The organism is Ruegeria sp. CF3 (assembly GCF_056537365.1).
In genome coordinates, this window is sequence record NZ_JBQFRK010000002.1 from 533,255 (window position 1) to 554,476 (window position 21,222).

Here is a 21,222-nt window from a genome sequence, read left to right on the forward strand (position 1 = left end):
TCAGTGACCTCCTCGTGTAATCGGGCGAACCTCGCCGCTGTTCTTGTTTCCGTAGTAAATGCCAAAATCTCCCAGCCGGGATTCCTCGGACAATCGTTCCAGCATGGTTCGGGTCGCCGTGTCGGTTACAGTGCCAAAGGATACGACGTCCAGCGGGACGAAATTACCTTTCTTCGGCTCACCATCTGCGGCCTGACACAGAAACGCGATATGTTGACGCTTTTTCTCAGCATCCTCGTAAACCGAATAAACAAAGCCCGGCTCTGCGGTCAGCCCGGTGGCCTCAATCAATTGTTCCAATGCCGCTGAAACACCTTCTGACCCAACCACTGCCTCGGGCGGTGTAAGCGCGCCGTCACCGGCATCGATCAACAGAACCTCACCTGCGCGTTCGATCAAGGCTGAGACGATCAGGCCGGTGTCCTGCATCAAGGCACCAGCAGCTGTTGATGGTGTTACATAGGCCCCCCTGACATATCCGAGACCGGGTGCCGGAGTATTGTCGAAGGCTTTGACCTCGCCGATCAGGATCACATGATCCCCCGCTTCGACGGTTTTGTGCATAGAGCAGTCAAACCAAGCCGACGACCCATCGATCAACGGCGATCCCGCAGGTCCACGCCGCCACTCGACGCTGGCAAACCGGTCTTCGACGGGCCGGGCAAAGGTATTGGATACCTCGATCTGTGTCTCTGACAGGATATTGACGGCAAACCCGTCAGCGGCAATCAATGCGTCATAGTTCTTTGAACTGTTGGCGAGACAAACCAGCACAAGCGGCGGGTCTAGTGAGACGGATGTGAACGAGTTCGCGGTAAACCCGATCGGGTTACCTTGGGTATCATGCGACGTAACCACGGTGACGCCCGTCATGAACGCTCCAAATGCATTTCGCAGCGTGCGGGGATCAAGCGAGGTCATTGCGCAATCCTTTCTTCGGCGGGCTGGCCGAGCCATTCAACCAGATGCGCTGTTACTTCATCGGGTGCTGTCAAGTTCACCATATGTCGGTGGCCTTGGATCACAACGGCCCGACCGTTTTGAACTGCTGCGGCCATAGCTTGTGACATAGCCGGGGTTGAGTTCGAGTCTCCGTCACCGGTGAGCGCCAGAAACGGGCACGAAATCAGATTCATCTTGCTGGCGTAAGTGGCATCGCCCCGCGCAAAAGCGGAATAGGCGATGGCGTAGCCTCGTTGATCCACAGACCCAAGCCACGACGCCACCTGCGCACGGGCAGCCAGATCACCCGGACTGTCACCAAACCAGCGCGACAACGGCGTTTCCAGATCAACTCGACCCGCGCTGATTTCTGCGGCCCGTTGGATGACTGCGGCGCGGGCTGAGGCATCGCGACAGAAGACGCCGTTCAGCATAGCAACACGGCTAGTGATATCGGGATACTCTGCCGCAAAGCCGGCGGCAATCAGTGCCCCCATTGAATGCCCGATGATTGCGACCGGAGCCAGATTCAATGCGTCGACAACATCATGTATCCAGCCGACAAAATCCGGCAATTGGCTTCCAGATAGCAGACGGTCACTGCCTCCATGCCCCGGCAGATCAACCGCAATTACACGGCAATGCTGGCTCAGCGTGTCAAACTGAGGGCCCCAGGCCGCAGATTGCATGCCTACGCCATGGATCATAAAGACCGGTTGCCCTTCGCCCGCCTCTCTGAACGCGACTGATCGGCCCGAGTTAGACAGCTGCAGGGTTGTCAACGTCATGACCAAGTTCCTCGATGTCCTGATAGCGATCCCCGATCCGGTGGTGCGGCCGCCCTCCAATCGATGCACCCAGTGCAATCAGAATCTCATCTGCTGCAGGTGCATCTGCGACCGAAGTCTGGATCGTAAGGTAGTGAGAGCGACGACCGCCATCATGTTTGTCCATCAAGGGGATCAGCAGCGGCGCATTGGCCGGGCCGCGCGTATTGCAGAAGGAAAGGTAGGATTTCGCTCCAACTGCTTTGCGATAATGATTGCCAAAATGCAGCGTGTGGATCAGGGCCGACGCATGCTCGACCTCTCCGTTCAAGCCCACAATCGCGGATTTTCCATAGGCTTCGACCCGGTCGCCGCCACCTGAAGCATCCAAAATCATTTTGGTCAGCAACTCCCCCAATCCGGGGGCGCAATCGCGGATCGCGGGGCCAAGATCTTCGACAAAACCCTGACCAGCCCAAGGGTTCCGAATGACAGCTATTGCGGCAATTAGCTTCAGCGGAGTGTCCGCCAACTTACCACCCTCGATCAGAGTGTCTTCGACATGCAGAAGCGTTTTTCGAATTTCGGCGGACATGGTGATTCCTTTGGCAAGCCTTTGGTTGAGAATATGGTATACCATAATACGATATGTCAATCATACTTGTTCCGGATCCGTACCACAGATATGAAAGCGTCGATGATGAACACCGACTCCACCCTACAAAAGATCGAAAAAGCACCGCAAACCTTGCGGGATATCGTGCAAGCGCGCCTGCGCGAAGCGATCATCGCCGGGCATTTTGCCCCCGGTGAGCGGCTTGTTGAACGCCCGCTTTGCGATCAGCTTGGTGTCAGCCGCACCGTCATCCGCGAGACGATCCGGTTTCTGGAAGCCGAAGGATTGGTTGAGATTATCCCCAACCGCGGGCCAATCGTCTCGACCCTCAGCTGGGACCAAGCGCGGCAAATCTATGACATCCGCTTACAGCTAGAAGGCTCAGCCGCCGCCGCCTGTGCACAAGCGCATGAGACAGGTTTCGCAAACGATCTGGGCAAGGCATTGAAAGCAGTGGGCGCGGCGCAGAATGACACCGAATGGTCAAATCTGCTACAGGCCACAACTCGCTTCTATGAACTGATTTTTCTACAGGCTGGGCACAGCATCGCCTGGGATGTCGTGCAACGTCTGAACGGCCGGATCAGCCGCCTGCGGGCCTTGACCCTCGCAGCGCGGAATCGAGAGCGTTCTGGGATGAGCCACATGACTGCCATCCATGATGCCATCCTCAGTGGTGATCCTGCCAAAGCCCGAAAAGCAGTCGAAAGCCATATCGCGGATGCTGCACAGACCGCGCGCGGCTTTTTGGAAAGCTCTGAAACCTGATTGCTCGGCAATTGAGCCAGAATTCCAAGATTCTGATATCAAAGCTTTCAAAATCTGCGTATTTTCGTCAGGACCGCCCTGATCTCACGAAAGAACCGGAATGCCGCGTCAGTCTGCTCCCAAAGACCTCAGTCTCAAATGGCTGGAACTGTTTCAGATATGTGCGCAAAAGGGCTCGCTACAGGCGGCCGCCAAGGAAACAGGGCTGACGATCAGCACCGTTTCCCATCACCTGCGCAATCTCGAAGACCATCTGGGCGTTGAGCTGTTCAACCACACCCGTAGACCCATGGTTCTGACCCCAAAGGGCCGGGTCTTCCTGCGCAATATCGACGATGCGCTGCACCTGATCCGAAAGGCCAAGGCCGAAGCGTCTGCAGGAAGCATCACCGAGGCCAGCTATCTGCGTTTCGGCACGATCGAGGATTTCGACAGCGACATCATTCCGGAACTGGCAGTCTACTTGTTTACGAACATGCCTGCCTGCGATTTCATGTACCATACAGATTCCAGCCACGCGATTATCGACATGCTGCGCGACAGGCAGTTGGATCTGGGGATTTCCACTACTCCTAGCGAACGTATGCGCGATCTGCAGGATCGCCCCCTTCTGCGCGATCCATTTGTGATCGTTTTGCCTGCGGTGAATGACAAGTCTTTGCAAGACATTGTTGAGGGACGAACCAAATTGCCGTTTCTACGATATTCCGGCAATCTGATCATCGCGCGCCAGATCGAGTCCCAATTACGCCGGATGGGGATTTCGTCCTCTCACAGGTTTGAATGCAGCAACAATCAGACGCTGATGTCGATGGTGTCCTCCGGTGCGGGTTGGACCATCACGACGCCGCTGCTGTATTCTCGGGCAAAGCGGTTCCAATCAAGGCTGTGCATGCACCCATTTCCGGGCAAGAGCTTTGCACGCACACTGGCGCTGGTCGCGACGCCGGATTGTTCAAGATCAGTGATTGAGCTTGTGGATGCCAAAACCCGATCATTGATCAATGACCGCATCATTTCCCCACTGCGCGATGATATCCCGTGGCTGACGGATAGTTTCAAACTTATCGAATAGCACTGGATCAGCCTTCAAAGAATGTTGAAGCGATCTCGGATTTGCCGATCCTGTTCGTCTGACAGGTATCTTGGCGTATGGGTCTGCAAAATTTCTTGCGCCCGATGTCGCGCGCGGCTCCAGGCATCTTGCGCTCCGTTTTCTGCCCAGGTTCGCGGCTCGTCCCTGTCTGCGAGTGAGGGATAAAAGTAATCCCGTTCCATGGCCGCAAAAGTATGCTGACCACCCAGAAAATGGCCCTCGCCCAGAACTGCTTCGCAGATTGCGTCAAAGCCCAGATTCTCGTGTGTCACCTCTATCCCCCTCAAAGCGCGGTAGGTGTACGAGTGCATCTCATCATCCAGCACGAACGCCTCAAAACTTGCACCCAGCAACGAGGCCGTCATGCCCGAGCTTTCATAGATCAGATTACCACCTGCCAGCGCTGCCGCCATTGAGGTCAGTCCCTTTTCCATCCCGTATTGAGCGTCGATCGCCTTGGCATCAGACATCGAACAGGCCACACCTGAAGGCAGCCCAAGCCAATTTGATAATTGTGCAGATGCTGCATTCAGGACAGCCGTCTCTCCGCTGCCACCTGAGAACGCGCCGGTCCGAAGGTCAATCACCAGTGGCCAATTCGAAAAGACCATAGGAAACCCGGGCTGGATCGCGTGGACCATTACCAGACTCGCAAGAGTTTCTGCCAATGACTGCGCCAGAAAACCAGCCAAGGTCGCTGGTGCAGTCGCGCCGGCCTGAGCAGCGGTGATGCAAGAAATCGGAATATTGTGTTCGATGCAGGCGTAGACCACATCCACCGCGTCTTCACCGTAGCGCATCGGCGAGATCACCGGGCTTATATGTGCTTTCATGAACGGGCGTTTTGCGAATTCACCGGGTCCCCCGGCTGCGATATCCAATATCTCAACAATTGGCGCAACGTGCTGCGCCAATGTAAAAGACGTCGCGGTGGGCTTGGAGGTATTCTTCAACAGCGCGTAGACGGTGTTCACATCCAGATCGAAGGTTTCCTCCAGATCGGTTGCAACGCAACAGCGGGTGAACCAGCTGACATTTGGCAAGACATCCTGAAGACGCGTGAAATCATGCAAGTCCTGCAAGGTCGAAGGCCGATAGTGACCACTGCGCAGATCAAGCGTCTGAACCGCCGCCCCTCCGGTTCCGAAATAGACGCGATTACCGCCAACTTCGATGGATCGGGCTGGATCACGCCCGTGCAGAACGAAGGTCTTGGCGGCCTGATCAATCGCCTGTTCCACAAGTTGAGGCGAAAAAAGTATCCTCCCCTCCCCGCTATCTTGCGCCCCAACCGCCAACAAATCAGAACGCAAGCGATCCGGCACCTCGCCGATCCCCAGCTTCTCAAGAAGATCCAGAGCCGTGTTGTAAATCCGCTCAAGCTCAAACCCAGTCAAGGGTTTGTAAGCGCCTCCCGGTTGACCTGGCGGACAGGGGTCGAGCGCAGGCTTTTCAGCCCGCTGTGCGATACGTCCTTTTCGACCGGACCTTTTCGCCTGCTGCGCAGCCATTTGTGATCCTCCAACCGCATCAGGTTGATCAATTCAACTAAACGCCTAAAGCCAATTTCAACCGCATTCGAATTACTACGAGTTAATGAGGTTTTTTTTTCGATTTTTTACGTAACACTATCCAACCGCTTGTGAACCAACTGACAGAACAGGCTAATCCCCAAAAGACTACCTACCGGAGGGTCCTTGATGAAATCGCGCACTAAAGTGGTCGTTATTGGCGGCGGTATCGCCGGCTGCTCGACTCTGTATCACTTGACCCGTGAAGGTTGGACCGATGTGGTGCTGGTCGAGCGCGATGAGTTGACCAGCGGCACAACTTGGCATTCGGCCGCGCAGGTGACCAATTTTGGCATGAACCAGACCATGGTTGGTCTGAAGACCCACTCGATCAACCTGTACAAGGAACTGGCCGAGGATCCGGACTATCCTATCAACTACCACCACGGTGACGGCGGCATCCGGCTTGCAAATACGCCTGAGCAGATGCAGGGGTACCACCATTTTGCGTCTATGGCGCGCGGAATGGATGTGCATTTCGAGGTCATAGATGCAGAGGAATGCGCCCGCCGGCACCCGTTGATTTCCACCGACAACCTTTTAGGAGGGCTATGGGATCCGCTAGATGGCGACATCGATCCGGCTCAACTGTGCCAAGCTCTGGCACGCCGTGCGCGCAAAGCCGGGGCCGAGGTATATCGCAATACTCCGGTCACAGGACTGACACAGCACAAGGACGATACCTGGACGGTTCACACGGAACATGGCAATATTGACTGCGATATCGTAGTTAACGCTTGTGGTTATCGGGTCAACGAAGTGGGCGCTATGATGGGCGTGCACCACCCTGTCGCTTCGATGGAGCATCAGTATTTTCTGACAGAAGAAATCGCATCAATCCGCGACGCAGGCCATCGGATGCCTCTGCTGCGCTGTCCGATCAGCGACTATTATTGTCGGCAGGAGAAGAACGGCTTGCTGGTTGGCTTCTACGAGCAGGATTGCAAAACCTGGGGCATGGACGGGATCGATCCGAATTTTGTGAACGCGCTGTGCCCTGACGATCTGGACCGCGTGACGGATGTGCTGGAAGGTGCCTTCGCACGCATGCCTGCACTGATGGATGTCGGCATTCATACAGTGGTGAATGGTCCGATCACCTACACAATTGACGGCGCACCTTTGGTCGGGCCAATCCCCGGAAAGCGCAATGCTTTCTGCATCATCGGTCTGCGCGCGGGTTTGGGCGAAGGGGGTGGCCATGGCTGGCTGCTGGCCCAACAGATCGTTCATGGCGAAGCCTGCTATGACACCTGGTGCCTTGATCCGCGCCGGTTTACCGGCCACACAAATGTGGAACTGACCGCGCTGAAAGCCATCGAAGATTACCAGAATGAATTCCGCTTTCATTTCCCGCATGAACACCGGCCTGCCGGTCGCCCCGCCAAAACCACACCGCTGACCCCGATCCTCGCAACAGAAGGGGCTGAATTTACAGCGGTCAACGGTTGGGAGCGGGTCGACTACATCAAGCCTGCACCAGATTTTCACCCAACGCTGAGTTTCAGTTTTGATGAGACCTTTGACGTCGTGGCAGCGGAAATCAGAAACCTTCAAGAAAATGTCGGACTGGCCGAAGTGAACGGCTTCAACCGGCTGGAAATCACCGGAACCGATCGGCATCGGTTTCTGGATCGGATGATGTGCGGCGCGGTGACAAAACGCGACGGGCGGGTCGGCCTTGGTTATCTGCTGAACCACCACGGGATGGTCAAAGCCGAGGCCACCATCGCCAACCTTCCCGCGAGTGATCGCGGCCCGGCACGGGTCTGGTACGGGTCCGCCGCCGCCAGCGAATACCATGATATGGACTGGCTAAAGGCGCATCTGCATGATGGCGAAGATGTGCAAATCCGCTCACTCACCAATGATCAGACAATATTAGTGCTGGCCGGACCCAAATCGCGCGACGTGCTGTCCGCTTGTGCTCGAGGAGACTGGTCGCGAGAAGCTTTTCCCTGGCTGTCAGTTCGCGAGTGCTTTGTCGGGTTCGCGCCAGCAACTGTATTGAATATCAGCTTCTCAGGGGAACTGGCCTACGAGATACATGTCCCGAACGCCTCACTATACGCGGCCTATCTGGCGTTCAGAAAAGCTGGCGAGACGCATGGCTTGAAATTATTTGGTGCTCGCGCCGTCGAGTCCATGCGGATGGAGAAAGGGTTCTTGCACTGGAAAGCCGATCTGCTCACAGAGTTCGACCCGTTTGAGACCGGTTTGGATCGGTTTGTGAAACTGACCAAAGGCGATTTCATTGGCCGAAACGCGTTGCAGAGACGCCTTGAGAACGGGCCTCAAAAGAAACTGGTAAGCCTGAAAATCGATGCAACCAAAGCACCGGCGCATGGTGGAGCCTCCCTGATGTCGGACGACATGGTTATTGGCACAATCACGTCAGGTGACTGGGGCCACAGAACAGGGCTAAACCTTGCTTACGGCTTTGTGATTCCGGAATTTTCCGAACCCGGCAGCCGAATGCAGCTTGACCTGTGCGGAGAATTGATCGCGGCCGAGGTGATTGCGCCATCCCCGTATGACCCGGACCTCTCACGCGTGCGAGGCTAATCCCAAAGTTACTCCCCGTTTCGATAGGCTGTTGGTGTCTGCCCGAATTGCATCCGGAACGCCCGCGTCATTGCGCTTGGGTTCTCATACCCGCAGCGGCTGGCGATCTCGGCCACGGACTGCTGAGTCTCGACCGCAAGTTTACGCGCCAAATTCAGACGCAGGCGACGATAGAGCGCCTGCGGTGTTACACCCAGCTCGGACAAAACCCGGGTCTCAATCTTCTTTTGAGAGCACCCGAGCTGACGAGCGATATCCTTTATCATTACTGGCGCATCCAACGTGCCCTGCATGACGCCCAGCACCCGATTCACCAGCCTGTCTTCGGATTTCATCTGTGGTGAAGCAGCACTTGGTTCACCACGATTCATCAGAAGATGTGCCACCTCCATCGACAACAGCGGCCCGTGATCCGCAAGAATCAGCGCAGTCGCCAGATCATAAGCAGCCATCGCGCCCGAACAGGTGATCCGGTTCCGGTCGATCACAAAACGTTCCTGCACGACCTCGACATCGGTAAAAGTTTCTTCGAACCGGGAAAGTTCATCCCAGTGAATGGTCGCGCGATGCCCTTCCAACAGTCCCGCGCGCGCGAGCAACCAACTCCCTGTGTCCAGACCAGCCAGTTTGCGATGACGGGTTGCGGCCCTGCGCAAAGCGCGATGAGTATCGGGAACCGAGTGTTCCAGATACCCATAAGACGGCATGACAACCAAAGCATCACCCGCCTCAATGCCCATCGCTCCATGAGGCGCGACCTGCAACCCGCTGGAACTTTGGACTGGCGCACCATGGGGTGAATAAAACTGCCAGGCATAGAGATCCTGCCCCGCCAAAGTGTTCGCCGCGCGCAATGGCTCAACCATGTTGGCGAGGCAAAGGTTCGAGAACCCGTCGAACAGCAAAAAGTTATAGATCTGGGTCAAATTTTTCTAACTCGGCATGATATCGTACGATTACTGCATGTCATCGTGTCAGGCAATTACGTTTCATTGCCAATCAGACATCAGGGGAACGCGTCATGCAATTTGGCTTAACCGAAGAACAGGAAATGATCGTCTCAACAGTGCGGAGCTTTGTTGAGAACGAGATTTACCCCCACGAAGCTGAGGTCGAACGCACCGGACAGGTGCCGCAAGAGCTGGGAGACGAAATCAAGCGGAAATGCATCGAACTGGGGTTTTATGCCTGTAACTTCCCCGAAGAAGTTGGTGGCGCAGGTCTCTCGCATCTTGATTTCACTCTTGTCGAACGCGAGCTCGGCCGAGGTTCGATGGCATTGACCCATTTCTTCGGTCGCCCGCAGAATATCCTGATGGCCTGCAACGCCGACCAACGTGAACGCTATTTGTTGCCTGCCGTGCGTGGCGAAAAGATGGATGCTCTGGCTATGACCGAACCTGACGCGGGTTCAGATGTTCGGGGCATGAAATGTCAGGCCGTACGCGATGGAGGAGACTGGGTCGTCAACGGTTCGAAACACTTCATCTCGGGCGCGGAGCACGCGGATTTCTTCATCGTATTCATCGCAACAGGTGTGGATGAAACTCCCAAAGGCCCTAAAAAGCGGATCACTACATTCCTCGTAGATCGTGGTACGCCGGGTTTTGAAGTGCGCGAGGGGTACAATTCAGTCAGCCACAAAGGCTACAAGAACTATATCCTGTATTTTGACAATTGCCGCCTGCCTGACACACAGGTTCTGGGCGAGGTCGATGGCGGTTTCGCCGTGATGAACGAGTGGCTCTATGCAACGCGCCTGACGGTTGCTGCTTTTTCGGTCGGGCGCGCGCGGCGCTGTTTTGATTATGCGCTGAACTACGCGGCTGAGCGCAAGCAATTCGGCCAGCCGATCGGTAAGTTTCAGGGTGTCGGCTTTCAGATCGCCGACATGATCACCGAGATCGACGCTGCTGACTGGCTGACGCTCGCGGCCGCATGGCGACTGGATCAGGACTTGCCCTCAAATCGCGAGATTGCCTCGGCCAAGCTTTATGCTTCGGAAATGCTGGCAAAGGTCACGGATACGACGTTGCAAATCTATGGTGGCATGGGTCTGATGGATGACTTCCCGATCGAACGGTTCTGGCGGGATGCGCGTGTAGAACGTATTTGGGATGGTACGAGTGAAATCCAGCGGCATATCATCAGTCGTGATCTGCTGCGGCCCCTGGGTGCCTGAGGACCGAATGAGCAAGGATATCTCCCGTCTTCTACGCCCGGAATCCATCGCGGTGATCGGCGGCGGCGCGTGGTGCCAGCAGGTTATCCTGCAGTCGGAACGCATGGGCTACGCAGGGAAAATCTGGCCTGTCCATCCCAAGGCGGATGAAATTGCCGGGCACAAGGCCTACGCACGGATTGAAGACCTGCCATCGTCCCCGGACGCGGCCTTTGTTGGCATCAACCGTCACGCCACTGTTGAGGCCGTTCAGGTTCTGTCAGACATGGGCAGCGGCGGCGCAGTTTGCTTTGCCTCTGGCTTCTCGGAAGCTGCAGCCGAGGATCAGGCAGGAGGAGATCTGCAATCAGAGTTGATCAATGCAGCAGGCAGCATGCCCATTCTTGGGCCAAACTGCTATGGCTTTATCAATGCGCTTGATGGTGCGCTATTGTGGCCCGATCAGCATGGAGCTGCTCGAGTAGATCGAGGCGTTGCCATTCTGACCCAGAGCTCCAACATCTCGATCAACCTGACTATGCAGAAACGAGCTCTGCCGATTGCCTATATGGTGACTTGCGGGAACATGGCGCAGACCAGTCAGGCTGAGATCGCGATGTCGCTGATCGATGATCCACGGGTCACTGCCGTCGGTTTACATATCGAGGGCTTCAAGGATATCCGCGAATGGGAGGCCCTTGCTGCCAAGGCACATCGGAAAGGCGTGCCTCTGATCGCACTTAAGGTGGGTGCATCCGAACAGGCGCAAGCAGCAACAGTTTCTCATACCGCCTCACTGGCAGGGAGCGATGCGGGTGCGCAGGCTTTGCTAAACCGGCTGGGCATCCCGCGCCTGTCCTCGCTGCCCGAGTTTCTGGAAACCCTGAAATTGTTGCATTGTTATGGGCCTTTGCCGGGGGGCAACATTGCTTCGATCAGCTGCTCGGGCGGCGAGGCCAGCCTGATCGCAGATATGGCGATCGGCACTGACCTCAGATTTCCAGAACTGTCCAGAGACAAGCAAACCCGATTGCGCGATGCGCTTGGTCCGATGGTCGCACTAAGCAATCCACTCGATTACCACACCTATATCTGGCGCGATGAAGATGCGATGGCGAAAGCTTGGGCCGGGATGACAGGCGACGACCTGGATATGACCTTCTCGATCGTCGACTACCCGACCACCGATCCAACGGATTGGGCTGCCGCGACACGCACGGCACTAAAGGTGCGGGCAGAAACGGGCGCGCGCTTCGCAGTGGTTTCTACACTGCCCGAATTGTTCCCTGAAAACACTGCGCAATCCCTGGTAGAAGGCGGTGTAGTTCCCTTCATTGGCCTTCGTGAAGCGCTTGCCGCTACACGCGCGGCGGCTCAAGTCGCCGCGCCTTCGGACACGCCAATCTGCCTGCCGGGCACATTAGATGCGACGCAGACGCTGACCGAAGCCGAGGCGAAGCAGGCTCTGGCCGCGCATGGTTTGCGCATTCCTCAGAACAGGTCTGTCCGAGGCGCCGAAGAAGCCCTAAGCGCGACGCGCGAGATGGAAGCGCCCTTTGCCGTCAAAGGTGTCGGCCTTGCCCACAAGTCTGAACATTCCGCTGTACGGCTGGGGGTACAGGCTGCCGATGTGGCGGGTGTGGCAGCGGATATTGGAACCGAAGAGATTCTGATCGAAGAGATGATCACAGGTGCGGTGGCAGAAATACTCGTCGGCGTCGTGCGGGATCCTGCCCACGGCTTTGTGCTGACTCTGGGTGCCGGAGGTGTCCTGACCGAAATACTGCGCGACACCACCTCGCTTTTGATCCCGGCAACGTCCAGCAGTATTCGCGCGGCACTGGGCGAGTTGAAAGTCGCGCCGCTGCTGTCAGGCTATCGCGGCCAACCAGCGGCTGATATGGATGAAATCGTTGCCGCCATTCAGGCCGTTCAAGACTATGTAATGCAAAATGCCGAAACGCTCGGCGAGGTCGAAATCAACCCGCTTCTCTGCACGCCCACCCGGGCGGTGGCGGTGGATGCGCTCATCAGAAAGGCCTGAGAAATGGACCCGATCAAGACCCGCCGTGACGGCGCAATTCTCGAAGTGACGCTGGATCGGCCAAAAGCCAATGCAATCGATCTAGCTACCAGCCGCATCATGGGGCAGGTATTTGCCGAGTTTCGCGATGATCCCGAACTGCGCGTCGCGATCTTGACCGGAGCAGGTGATAAATTCTTTTGCCCTGGCTGGGACCTGAAGGCAGCCGCCGAAGGCGATGCCGTAGATGGAGATTATGGTGTCGGTGGCTTTGGCGGTTTGCAGGAGTTACGCGATCTGAACAAACCGGTCATCGCGGCCATCAATGGTATTGCCTGTGGTGGCGGACTCGAGCTTGCGATTTCCGCCGATATGATCCTGGCCGCTGAACACGCAACTTTTGCCCTACCTGAGATTCGATCCGGAACCGTTGCAGATGCGGCGAGCGTCAAGCTACCCAAACGCATTCCCTACCACATCGCGATGGAGCTATTGCTGACTGGACGCTGGTTCGATGCCGAAGAAGGTCAGCGTTGGGGCTTGGTCAATGAAGTCCTGCCTGCCGATCAACTGTTGGATCGTGCCTGGGAATTGGCGCGTCTGCTCGCCTCGGGTCCTCCGCTGGTTTATGCTGCAATCAAAGAGGTCGTGCGCGAAGCTGAAGACAGCAAATTTCAGGACGCCATGAACCGCATCACCAAGCGCCAGCTGCGCACCGTCGATATCCTCTATTCCAGCGAGGATCAGCTTGAAGGCGCAAAGGCCTTCGCTGAAAAGCGTGATCCGGTCTGGAAAGGAAAATAAGTTCAAAACACCGCTGCCTTCATCGCATTGGCGCAGTTTTGCGCCAATCGCTCAGCTAAGCATGTTTTTTGTCAGAACACACTTTTACTATCCTGCAATTCAGGCCACAGCTACTTTAACTGGAAGAAGGAATGTCAAAGCGGCCCGATGCAGGACAAGAAAACAGAACCAGAACTTGAGATCGGGCGAACCCTGCAGCGTTTGCGACAGGAACGTCAGCTCACGGTGACCGAACTTGCTGCGCAGTCAAAGGTTTCCGCGCCCATGATCAGCCGAATCGAAAATGGTCATGTTTCGCCGTCCCTTAGTACCTTACACGCGTTGGCAGATGCACTATCTGTCTCTCTGATGGCGCTGTTCAGCCATACCGACACGACCTCGGATGTGCATCACGTTCAGGCGGGAACCGGGTTGCCGTCGCGGCGTATCACACCAGACCATGCCCATGACTATCTACTGCTCGGCAAACACAGCGGGCCTAGCGGGTCATTCCAATCCGCACGCATCCGCATCTCAAAACAAGACCAACGCAAGTTGCCTAACTATCAGCACGAAGGCTACGTCTTCATCTACATGATTGAAGGCAGCGCCATCTATGGCTGTGGGACCGAAGAGTTCCAGATGTCAGAAGGTGACACGCTCAGCTTCGACGCCAAGCTCCCACATGGGGTACGGGTCATCCTGTCAGACGAAATTGAATTCGTGACCGTGTCGACGCGACCGCATTGATCTTTGCAGATGCCCTAGGCTCCACGCCGCGTTTGCCATCCGATCAGGCTGAAACACGCGAACACTACTGCAGCAACACAAACAATGGATGGCCCTGCAGGCGTATCAAATATGTAAGCAGCCCGTAGCCCGGCGATTGCGGAAAATGCACCAATCGCCGCCGCAATCAAAGCCATCGCTTCCGGAGATCTGGCCAAACTGCGCGCAGCCGCTGCCGGGATGATCAGCATTGCAGCAATCAGTAGAACACCTACGACCTTTATCGCCACGGCCACTGTAACTGCCAGAGACAGCGTCAGGATCAACTGCTCTCGCTTGGGGTCAAAGCCGCTGGCATAGGCCAGCTCTTCATTCATGGTCGCTGTCAATAGCTGCGACCAGCGCCATACGATCAGGGCCACGACAAGCGCTGCGCCCCCCCAGATCACAACCAGATCGGTGCGTGACACGGCCAGAATATCACCGAAGAGATAGGCCATCAGGTCGATGCGAACACCGGACAGGAAAGATACGGCGACTAGACCGAAGGCAAGTGCAGAATGTGCTAGAACGCCCAGCAGTGTATCCATCGCGTAACCACGTCCGGACAACAGTGTCACGGTAAGTGCCATCGCAAGTGCAACAGCTAGCGCCCCAGTAAAGACGGACAACTGAAACGTCAGCGACAAAGCGACACCCAGGATTGCCGCATGGGCGGTGGCATCCCCGAAATAGGCCATTCGACGCCAGACAACAAAACACCCCAGTGGTGCCGCAGCAAAAGCAACGCCAACACCTGCAAACGTCGCGCGCGTCATGAAATCATCCAGCATTATTCTGCGGCTTCCTGAGAGGTTTCACAGTGATCGTGATCGTGATCATGGTCGTGATCATGGCGATAGAGGGCCAGTGCGCCTCCGGTACCCGTTCCGAACAGGGCCCGATATTCCGGGGCCGAAGCTACGACTGCGGGGGACCCTTGGCAGCACACATGACCATTGAGACAGATCACCCTGTCCGACGCGCTCATGACCACGTGCAATTCATGGCTGATCATCAGTATGGCGCATCCGGTTTCACGCCGGACCTCCTCGATCTGACGATAAAACGCCGCCGACCCCGGTTGGTCGAGACCCTGAGTGGCTTCGTCCAAAAGCAGAACGTCGGGCCGATTGATCAACGCTCGCGCCAGCAAAACGCGCTGAAACTGTCCGCCTGACAATTGCGACATTTGGCGCTTTAGCAGATCCGGCACCCCAGCAGTTTCAAGCGCTTCTGTACATTGAAGCCTAGAGACACGATCCGTCAGACGCATGAATCTTTCGACTGATATCGGCAGGGTCGGATCAATGTGCAGTTTTTGGGGGACATACCCGATTTTTAGCCCAGGCTTCAGTGTAACCTTACCTTCCGCAGGCTTGGTCGCGCCAATGACGGCACGCAACAGGCTGGTCTTTCCCGATCCGTTTGGACCAACGATCGTCACGATTTCACCAGCCTCAATCGTCATGCCGACATGGCGCAGAACGGTATTCGCGCCATAACGCACGCTGAGATTTTCAACGGTGATCAGGGTCATGTCTACGCCTTCTCGGTGCAGTCTGGGCAGAGTCCCTCGGCTTCTACAACGGTTCGCTCGATTTCGAAACCCGCCGCGCGCGCGGCTGCGCCGAGGACGCCATTGGACGGTGCCGACTGAGCTTCGGCGACAGCGTCGCATTTTCTGCAGATCATGAAGGCCGGGGAATGGACCTCTCCGGGATGAGAGCAGGCCACAAAGGCGTTCAAACGTTCAATCTTATGGACGAACCCGTACTGGACCAGAAAATCCAGCGCGCGATAAGCCACCGGCGGCTGCGAGCCAAAACCGGCTTCGCGCAAACGATCAAGTATAGCGTAAGCCCCAAGCGACTTGTGATCTTGCAACAGCATTTCAAGAACTTTTCGCCGCACAGGGGTTAGCCGCAACCCTTCTTCCCTGCACCGAGCATCCGCTGTGGCCAACGCCGTTTCGACGCAATTCTTGTGATCATGCTCCTGAAATCCTACCGGCGCATCTTCACCAACCGAAATGGAGTGCATCTCACTTGTCATGTTATACCATATCATATATGCCGCTCGTAACGTTATAAAATCACACAGAGGGTCTGATGTCCAGAAAGCTGCTCCCACTATCGATTACCGCTGCATTGATGGGCGGAACCGCCATGGCGGATGCACCCAAGGTTGCGGTTGACATCGCACCCGTTCACTCACTCGTGGCCCGGGTGATGGAGGGGGTAGGAACGCCTGAATTGATAGTGCAGCCCGGTGCCTCGCCACACGAATACAAACTTCGTCCGTCAGAAGCAGCCGCACTGCAAGAGGCAGATCTGGTATTCTGGATTGGCGAGGACCTGACCCCGTGGATGGAAGGCGCTGTCGAGACGCTCAGCGACGGGGCGACTGTTACGTTGTTGCTTGAGTCGGACGGAACGGTTCTGCTCGATTTCCGTGAAAGTGCTTTGTTCGAAGCGCATGACCATGGCGACGACGAAGATCATGGGGATGACAATCATGACGATCACGACCATGCTGAGGATGATGGTCATGATCACGACGACCACGACGATCATGCAAAAGACGATGACCACGATCACGAGGATCATGCCGAGGACAAAGAGCATGATGATCATAATCATGACGAAGAGCATGCGGATGAGCATGACCACGATGATCATGAGGACCACGCCGGACATGACGACCATGAGGGCCACGCGCATGGCGAACATGATCCGCACGCCTGGCTCTCTCCGGTCAACGCAGAAATCTGGCTGAAAACGATCGCGGCGCAGCTTTCTTCGGCTGACCCAGACAACGCAGGTGCTTATTTTGCAAATGCGGCAGCTGCGCGTGAAGAAATGGCTGCTTTGTCTGCGGAAGTGGCCGAAACGCTGGCGCCGGTCAAAGGTGGCAGCTTCATCGTGTTCCACGATGCCTATCAATATTTCGAAGATGCCTTTGGCTTCCCGGCCTCGGGTGCAATTTCCCTCAGCGATGCGACCGATCCAAGCCCGGCAAGGATCGCCGAAATTCAGGGGCGTATCCGCGACGAAGGTGTGGATTGTGTCATGGCTGAACCCCAGTTCAACCCCGGAATTGTCGCAACCGTTCTCGACGGCACCGAAGCTAAAACCGGCATCATGGACCCGCTGGGATCTGATCTGGAACCCGGAGTAAATCTGTACCCGCAACTCATCCGCAATCTGGCCAAAACACTGTCTGAGTGCCTTTGACTCAATCAACAGCCTGGTTGGGAGTTGGTTCTGGCCAGGCTGAAATCAGACAGAGTTCTCCGCTCATCGTTCCAACAAAGTCATCAGTATTCGGCTACCGGCCTCTCTAAGCTGTCCAATTTGGCGGCTAAGCTGCCGGCGCAAGTCAATCATCGCCAGCGGACTTTCGATGCCGCGCTCGACCAGAGGTTGGATCACGCCAATCTATTCCTCCAGAAACGCCGCCTCCACACCTGTACGGTCGGGAAGATCAAATTCTTGTCCGGATATCTGAGCCTCAAGTCTCGCGCGCGACGCGATCGCAATCGCCTGTCGCGGCCTGCCAATCGCCTAGATCACGCCACGAATACGAACGGGAAGGGCAGATCGACCAAAGCAACCAGCGAGGCAGACGTAAAGAAATCCCTCACGACTTCAAAGTCCTGAAGGATCGAGGCCATGCGTCCATTCTGCCCGCCCCGGGCTTTCATTATAAGCACCATCAACTGATTGAACAGCCGTTCGGTGATTTTCAGGTCCGCCCATTTTCCCGCTGTATCGATGAACCGTGTCCGCAGGTTCTTGATCAGGAAATCGAACAACAGTGCAAGGCCAACCCCGACGACCAGAGCCAGCAAGCTATCAACCACTTCGTTTGGCAGAATGGGGTCATGAACGACCATGGTGAACAGCGACGTCGTCGGCCCAAGCACACTTATCACCAACGCCGCCAACATATTCTGAATGTAGACCACGCGCAGATCGCTAAACGCAGACCAAAACCATTGGCCTTGCGGGGCAGAGCGGTCCTCGTCCGAACGGCGCGAGCATTATGCGCGCAATATCCAGCGTGTCTTGCGCAGTCGTGTTTCCTGTCGCCGCCAGATCTGAGGATCGCTGAATCCGCTGCTGGCATCGATCACAAGAAAGCGTTGGTGTCTTCTCGATCCAGAAACGCGAAAGATTGCACAGCTGCATCAAACGCCAGGACCAGAAACAAGTTCGGCTCCAGTTTCAGCAACCGCGCTTTCCCGAAACCCGCCTTTAGCCCACCGTTTCCACTGCGCTGACCGCCTAGGCGACTTCATTGCCCTAGAACACCCGAAAGATATCCACCTCTGACAACCCAAGACCCAAATGCTCTGTCAGAAGTCGGAGGTGCGTATTCAGCGGGTTAGTCGCAGTCGGGTTCATGACGGATATCACAAGGTTGGATCGGTCGGCTGTGCAACACCCAACGCGTCCAGGATATCGCCCGTGACCGCCAGCACGGCATATTCTGCACGACGTGCCTGGGCCTCAAGCTGGATCACCCGAACCTGCGCAAGATTCAACTCGCGCAACGCATCCAATATCTGTACCAGCGTGCTGCGCCCGATATCAAACTGTCCACGAGCTGCATCCAGCGCTTGCTCATTGATCTCGACAGCGCGCCGGGCTGTGGCGAGCCGTCGCTGGATTGAATTGGTCTCTTCCAAGGCCTGGGAGAGATTACGTTGCAACTCGCGCCGCAATTCTTCTTCATCAGCCCGGCTTTGTTGAAGATTCGCCCTTGCGGTTTCGACATTGGCGCGCGCGGATCCCCCTTGGTAAATCGGGACCGTTACACCCAATCGGGCCTGCACACCGTCGTCGATACTACCCTGGTCGAAATCTGTCTCAAGAATCGCAGAGAGTGTTGGGCGGGTCGCTCGTTCAGCAACCACAACCTCTTGCGCACGCACTTGACTGAAGGCGACCTGAGTACGCAGACGCGGGCTGCGTGCAACCATTTGCTGCGAGGTGGCCGCTGCCAGAATGGGTGCGGGGGGGATGGTCGGAATTATGTCGGGTCGCGTTCCGAAGACTTCGACCCATGTTGCCGTCGCCAGTTCCACATCCGTCTGAGCCTGCGCTAATTCTGTCTCGGCGTTAGACTTCCGCCCCTGCCCCGCCAGCAAATCTGCCACCGACCCGGCCCCGGCATCAAAGCGGGACTGGAGGTCGCTGACCAAAACGTCCGTACGATCCAGATTCTGCTGGGCTTGTTCTTCGAGGCGGCGATTTCGATCCAGATCAATTATGGTTTCGATGGCCTCGAAGCTCAGCGCGCTCAGCTCAGACAATTCGTTTAACCAGGTCTGCCGGGCTTCAATCTGACGCAAACCCACACGACCCGAGACTTTGCCACCATCATAGATGATCTGGCTAAGCCGCAGGATCGGTACTGTATCCCCATCGGACGTCAGGGATGTCTCGGCCTCGATCTGCGGCAGGAACGCGCCTTGCTCGGCATCAATGCGGGATTTCGAAGCCAGAACGCTGGCGGCTCCGGCTGCGGTGGTGGGCGATGTCGCGACAGACCTTCGCACCAACTCAGCGAATTCAGTGCGTGCGACATTTCCCTTCAGATTATTCCCCCCCGATAAGGGAGCGGGGGCTGGTGTCGCCCCGGGATCAAAGGACTTGGTTCCCTGTAAATCCTGACTGCAGCCCGCCAAAATAATAGTGGCTATCACAACCGACAACCATGCCCTCATCCCGCCAAAGCTCCTGATTTCAACTCTGAGATAAGCAACAAATTTCCAGTCAGTTAATCGTGGAACTTGTTGCCCGCATTTTGCGTTACAGGAGAAAGTGCGGTAAAAAAGTAACCATATTCTTTACGAGTTTAATGTTCTGGCACGACATCAGTTTATCAAGATGCGGGTCCAGAAAAATCAAGCGGAGCAAGGGCGCAGATCCCATCTGATAATCCGCGAGCTTTCGGCCGCCAGCCATGTTCTGTTCGGCAAGTTTGATTCAACCAATCACAACTCATCCAACCTTGTTGCCTTGGCTCCAGACACCGCGCAAAACTGGTGTTTGACCCATGCGACGCACACGCAGAACGTCACCGCGCAGACCTACATTCAGGATGCCACGGTCATCAAGACCGACAGCCATTGCAGGATTACGTGTAACCGTGGCCACAGCACGTGGCAGGTCGTCCCAAACACTGGCAAGATGAAAAGCCGACAGCAGTAGCGCAGAAGGCACATAGTCGGAAGACACAATTTCCAGAAGATCGGCCTTTGCAAGATCTTCAGCCGCGACATTGCCGGAATGCGAGCCGCCACGGATCAGATTCGGGGCACCCATCATGACGGCGATGTTGCGGGTACGGCAGGCCTCGGCCGCCTCGAACGTGGTTGGGAACTCGGCGAAAGCCACACCATTTTCGGACGATTTTTCGACATGCTGCGCCGTGGTATCGTCATGGCTGGCAAGCGCGGCGCCAAGACGGGCGGCCTCGATCACTGCACCGGCTTCGTGCTTTTCTCCGAAACGCTGCTGCAGACCACGCAGGTTCTCGACATGTGCAACGAAATCGGCGTCGGTCATACCGCGCTTTTTGGCGACATAGGTCTTCAATGCACTCAGATCGCTGAATTGGCGTTGACCCGGCGTGTGGTCCATCAGACTGACAATGCCAACCCTGTCTTCCGGCCCGAAGGTCGCCAATTCCTCAAGCAGTGTCTCCGAGCAGATCTCGGCCCGCAGGTGAAGGAAATGGCTGATCTTGAAATAGCCTGCGGCGCGCGCCGACAACAGTTCGTCCGCCAGTTTGCGGGCATAATCGATGTAACGGCCCTTGCCGCTGTGAATGGAACCTACTCGCATGGCGTCGAACACGGTTGTGATTCCGGTCGAGGCCAGCTCGCTATCATGCGCGATCAGGGCCGGAAGATGAGGCCAGTCCACTTCCGGGCGAGGCTCGATATGACGTTCGATATTGTCGGTGTGCAGCTCGACCAGTCCCGGAAGGATGTAATCACCTGCACAATCGACTGCGCCGGTCGGAACATGATCCCCTTCGGTGATCTCGGAAATGACGCCCTGTTCGATTGTCACCGAACCGGTTACTACCCGATCGGGCATAACAAGCTGGGCATTCGCAAGGCACAGATTATCTGACATATCGCTGT

19 protein-coding genes are annotated in these 21,222 nt (G+C 56.2%); 8 read left to right on the forward strand and 11 right to left on the reverse strand.

Annotated features, from left to right (window positions below):
• The 3 genes from ACR0KC_RS10130 to ACR0KC_RS10140 are packed head-to-tail and all read right to left on the reverse strand — an operon-like array spanning position 1 to position 2,304.
• Entirely contained in the window at positions 1-921 is a 921-nt protein-coding gene (locus ACR0KC_RS10130) for a flavin reductase (RefSeq protein WP_170818189.1), read from the reverse strand.
• Positions 918-1,730, reverse strand: a complete 813-nt coding sequence (locus ACR0KC_RS10135) for an alpha/beta fold hydrolase (RefSeq protein WP_480562047.1) — start codon at positions 1,728-1,730, stop codon at positions 918-920. The genes ACR0KC_RS10130 and ACR0KC_RS10135 overlap by 4 nt, the downstream gene beginning before the upstream one ends.
• Positions 1,702-2,304, reverse strand: coding sequence for an amino acid synthesis family protein (locus ACR0KC_RS10140; protein ID WP_170394379.1), 603 nt, complete (start codon positions 2,302-2,304; stop codon positions 1,702-1,704). Before ACR0KC_RS10140 ends, ACR0KC_RS10135 begins: the two co-directional genes overlap by 29 nt.
• A gap of 102 nt (positions 2,305-2,406) precedes the next feature.
• Here ACR0KC_RS10140 and ACR0KC_RS10145 point away from each other — a divergent pair, with 102 nt between their 5' ends.
• Positions 2,407-3,093, forward strand: coding sequence for a GntR family transcriptional regulator (locus tag ACR0KC_RS10145; protein ID WP_170394376.1), 687 nt, complete (start codon positions 2,407-2,409; stop codon positions 3,091-3,093).
• Between the two features lie 100 nt (positions 3,094-3,193).
• Positions 3,194-4,168, forward strand: coding sequence for a LysR family transcriptional regulator (locus ACR0KC_RS10150; RefSeq protein ID WP_480706255.1), 975 nt, complete (start codon positions 3,194-3,196; stop codon positions 4,166-4,168).
• Between the two features lie 14 nt (positions 4,169-4,182).
• Here ACR0KC_RS10150 and ACR0KC_RS10155 read toward each other — a convergent pair whose 3' ends face one another.
• On the reverse strand, positions 4,183-5,700 hold the full coding sequence (locus ACR0KC_RS10155) for a trimethylamine methyltransferase family protein (RefSeq protein WP_223118491.1): 1,518 nt from the start codon (positions 5,698-5,700) through the stop codon (positions 4,183-4,185).
• Positions 5,701-5,889: 189 nt separating this feature from the next.
• On the opposite strand from ACR0KC_RS10155, the gene ACR0KC_RS10160 reads away from it, so the two are divergent.
• Positions 5,890-8,325, forward strand: a complete 2,436-nt coding sequence (locus ACR0KC_RS10160; RefSeq protein ID WP_480771801.1) for a GcvT family protein — start codon at positions 5,890-5,892, stop codon at positions 8,323-8,325.
• Positions 8,326-8,333: 8 nt separating this feature from the next.
• Here the strand turns inward: ACR0KC_RS10160 and ACR0KC_RS10165 are convergent, their stop codons facing one another.
• Positions 8,334-9,251: a GlxA family transcriptional regulator gene (locus ACR0KC_RS10165; RefSeq protein ID WP_480771802.1), complete on the reverse strand. Its 918-nt coding sequence runs from the start codon at positions 9,249-9,251 to the stop codon at positions 8,334-8,336.
• 95 nt (positions 9,252-9,346) lie between these two features.
• Here ACR0KC_RS10165 and ACR0KC_RS10170 point away from each other — a divergent pair, with 95 nt between their 5' ends.
• The 4 genes from ACR0KC_RS10170 (at position 9,347) to ACR0KC_RS10185 (ending at position 14,042) form a co-directional block, all read left to right on the forward strand.
• Positions 9,347-10,507: an acyl-CoA dehydrogenase family protein gene (locus tag ACR0KC_RS10170; protein WP_480562055.1), complete on the forward strand. Its 1,161-nt coding sequence runs from the start codon at positions 9,347-9,349 to the stop codon at positions 10,505-10,507.
• Positions 10,508-10,514: 7 nt separating this feature from the next.
• A complete protein-coding gene (locus ACR0KC_RS10175; protein WP_480706261.1) occupies positions 10,515-12,530 on the forward strand; it encodes an acetate--CoA ligase family protein in 2,016 nt (671 codons plus the stop codon).
• A gap of 3 nt (positions 12,531-12,533) precedes the next feature.
• Positions 12,534-13,313, forward strand: a complete 780-nt coding sequence (locus ACR0KC_RS10180) for a carnitinyl-CoA dehydratase (protein WP_480706263.1) — start codon at positions 12,534-12,536, stop codon at positions 13,311-13,313.
• Positions 13,314-13,460: 147 nt separating this feature from the next.
• A complete protein-coding gene (locus ACR0KC_RS10185) occupies positions 13,461-14,042 on the forward strand; it encodes a helix-turn-helix domain-containing protein (protein ID WP_480706265.1) in 582 nt (193 codons plus the stop codon).
• Positions 14,043-14,056: 14 nt separating this feature from the next.
• On the opposite strand, the gene ACR0KC_RS10190 is transcribed toward ACR0KC_RS10185, so the two are convergent.
• Genes ACR0KC_RS10190 through ACR0KC_RS10200 form a run of 3 tightly spaced genes read right to left on the reverse strand, consistent with a single transcriptional unit; the run spans position 14,057 to position 16,115 of the window.
• The gene (locus ACR0KC_RS10190) at positions 14,057-14,854 is read right to left on the reverse strand and encodes a metal ABC transporter permease (protein ID WP_480706267.1); all 798 of its coding nucleotides are present in this window, start codon (positions 14,852-14,854) and stop codon (positions 14,057-14,059) included.
• Entirely contained in the window at positions 14,854-15,600 is a 747-nt protein-coding gene (locus ACR0KC_RS10195; RefSeq protein ID WP_480568576.1) for a metal ABC transporter ATP-binding protein, read from the reverse strand. The genes ACR0KC_RS10190 and ACR0KC_RS10195 overlap by 1 nt, the downstream gene beginning before the upstream one ends.
• 2 nt (positions 15,601-15,602) lie before the next feature.
• Entirely contained in the window at positions 15,603-16,115 is a 513-nt protein-coding gene (locus ACR0KC_RS10200; protein WP_170801717.1) for a Fur family transcriptional regulator, read from the reverse strand.
• 56 nt (positions 16,116-16,171) lie between these two features.
• On the opposite strand from ACR0KC_RS10200, the gene ACR0KC_RS10205 reads away from it, so the two are divergent.
• The gene (locus ACR0KC_RS10205; protein ID WP_480771803.1) at positions 16,172-17,296 is read left to right on the forward strand and encodes a zinc ABC transporter substrate-binding protein; all 1,125 of its coding nucleotides are present in this window, start codon (positions 16,172-16,174) and stop codon (positions 17,294-17,296) included.
• Between the two features lie 335 nt (positions 17,297-17,631).
• On the opposite strand, the gene ACR0KC_RS10210 is transcribed toward ACR0KC_RS10205, so the two are convergent.
• The 3 genes from ACR0KC_RS10210 to ACR0KC_RS10220 form a co-directional block, all read right to left on the reverse strand.
• A complete protein-coding gene (locus tag ACR0KC_RS10210; RefSeq protein WP_480706270.1) occupies positions 17,632-18,030 on the reverse strand; it encodes a 6TM ABC transporter family protein in 399 nt (132 codons plus the stop codon).
• A gap of 447 nt (positions 18,031-18,477) precedes the next feature.
• Positions 18,478-19,794 carry a TolC family protein gene (locus tag ACR0KC_RS10215; RefSeq protein ID WP_480771804.1) on the reverse strand — a complete coding sequence of 439 codons (1,317 nt, stop codon included), beginning with the start codon at positions 19,792-19,794 and terminating at the stop codon, positions 18,478-18,480.
• Positions 19,795-20,071: 277 nt separating this feature from the next.
• Positions 20,072-21,214 carry an alpha-D-ribose 1-methylphosphonate 5-triphosphate diphosphatase gene (locus tag ACR0KC_RS10220; RefSeq protein ID WP_170407682.1) on the reverse strand — a complete coding sequence of 381 codons (1,143 nt, stop codon included), beginning with the start codon at positions 21,212-21,214 and terminating at the stop codon, positions 20,072-20,074.
• Between the last annotated feature and the right edge of the window lie 8 nt (positions 21,215-21,222).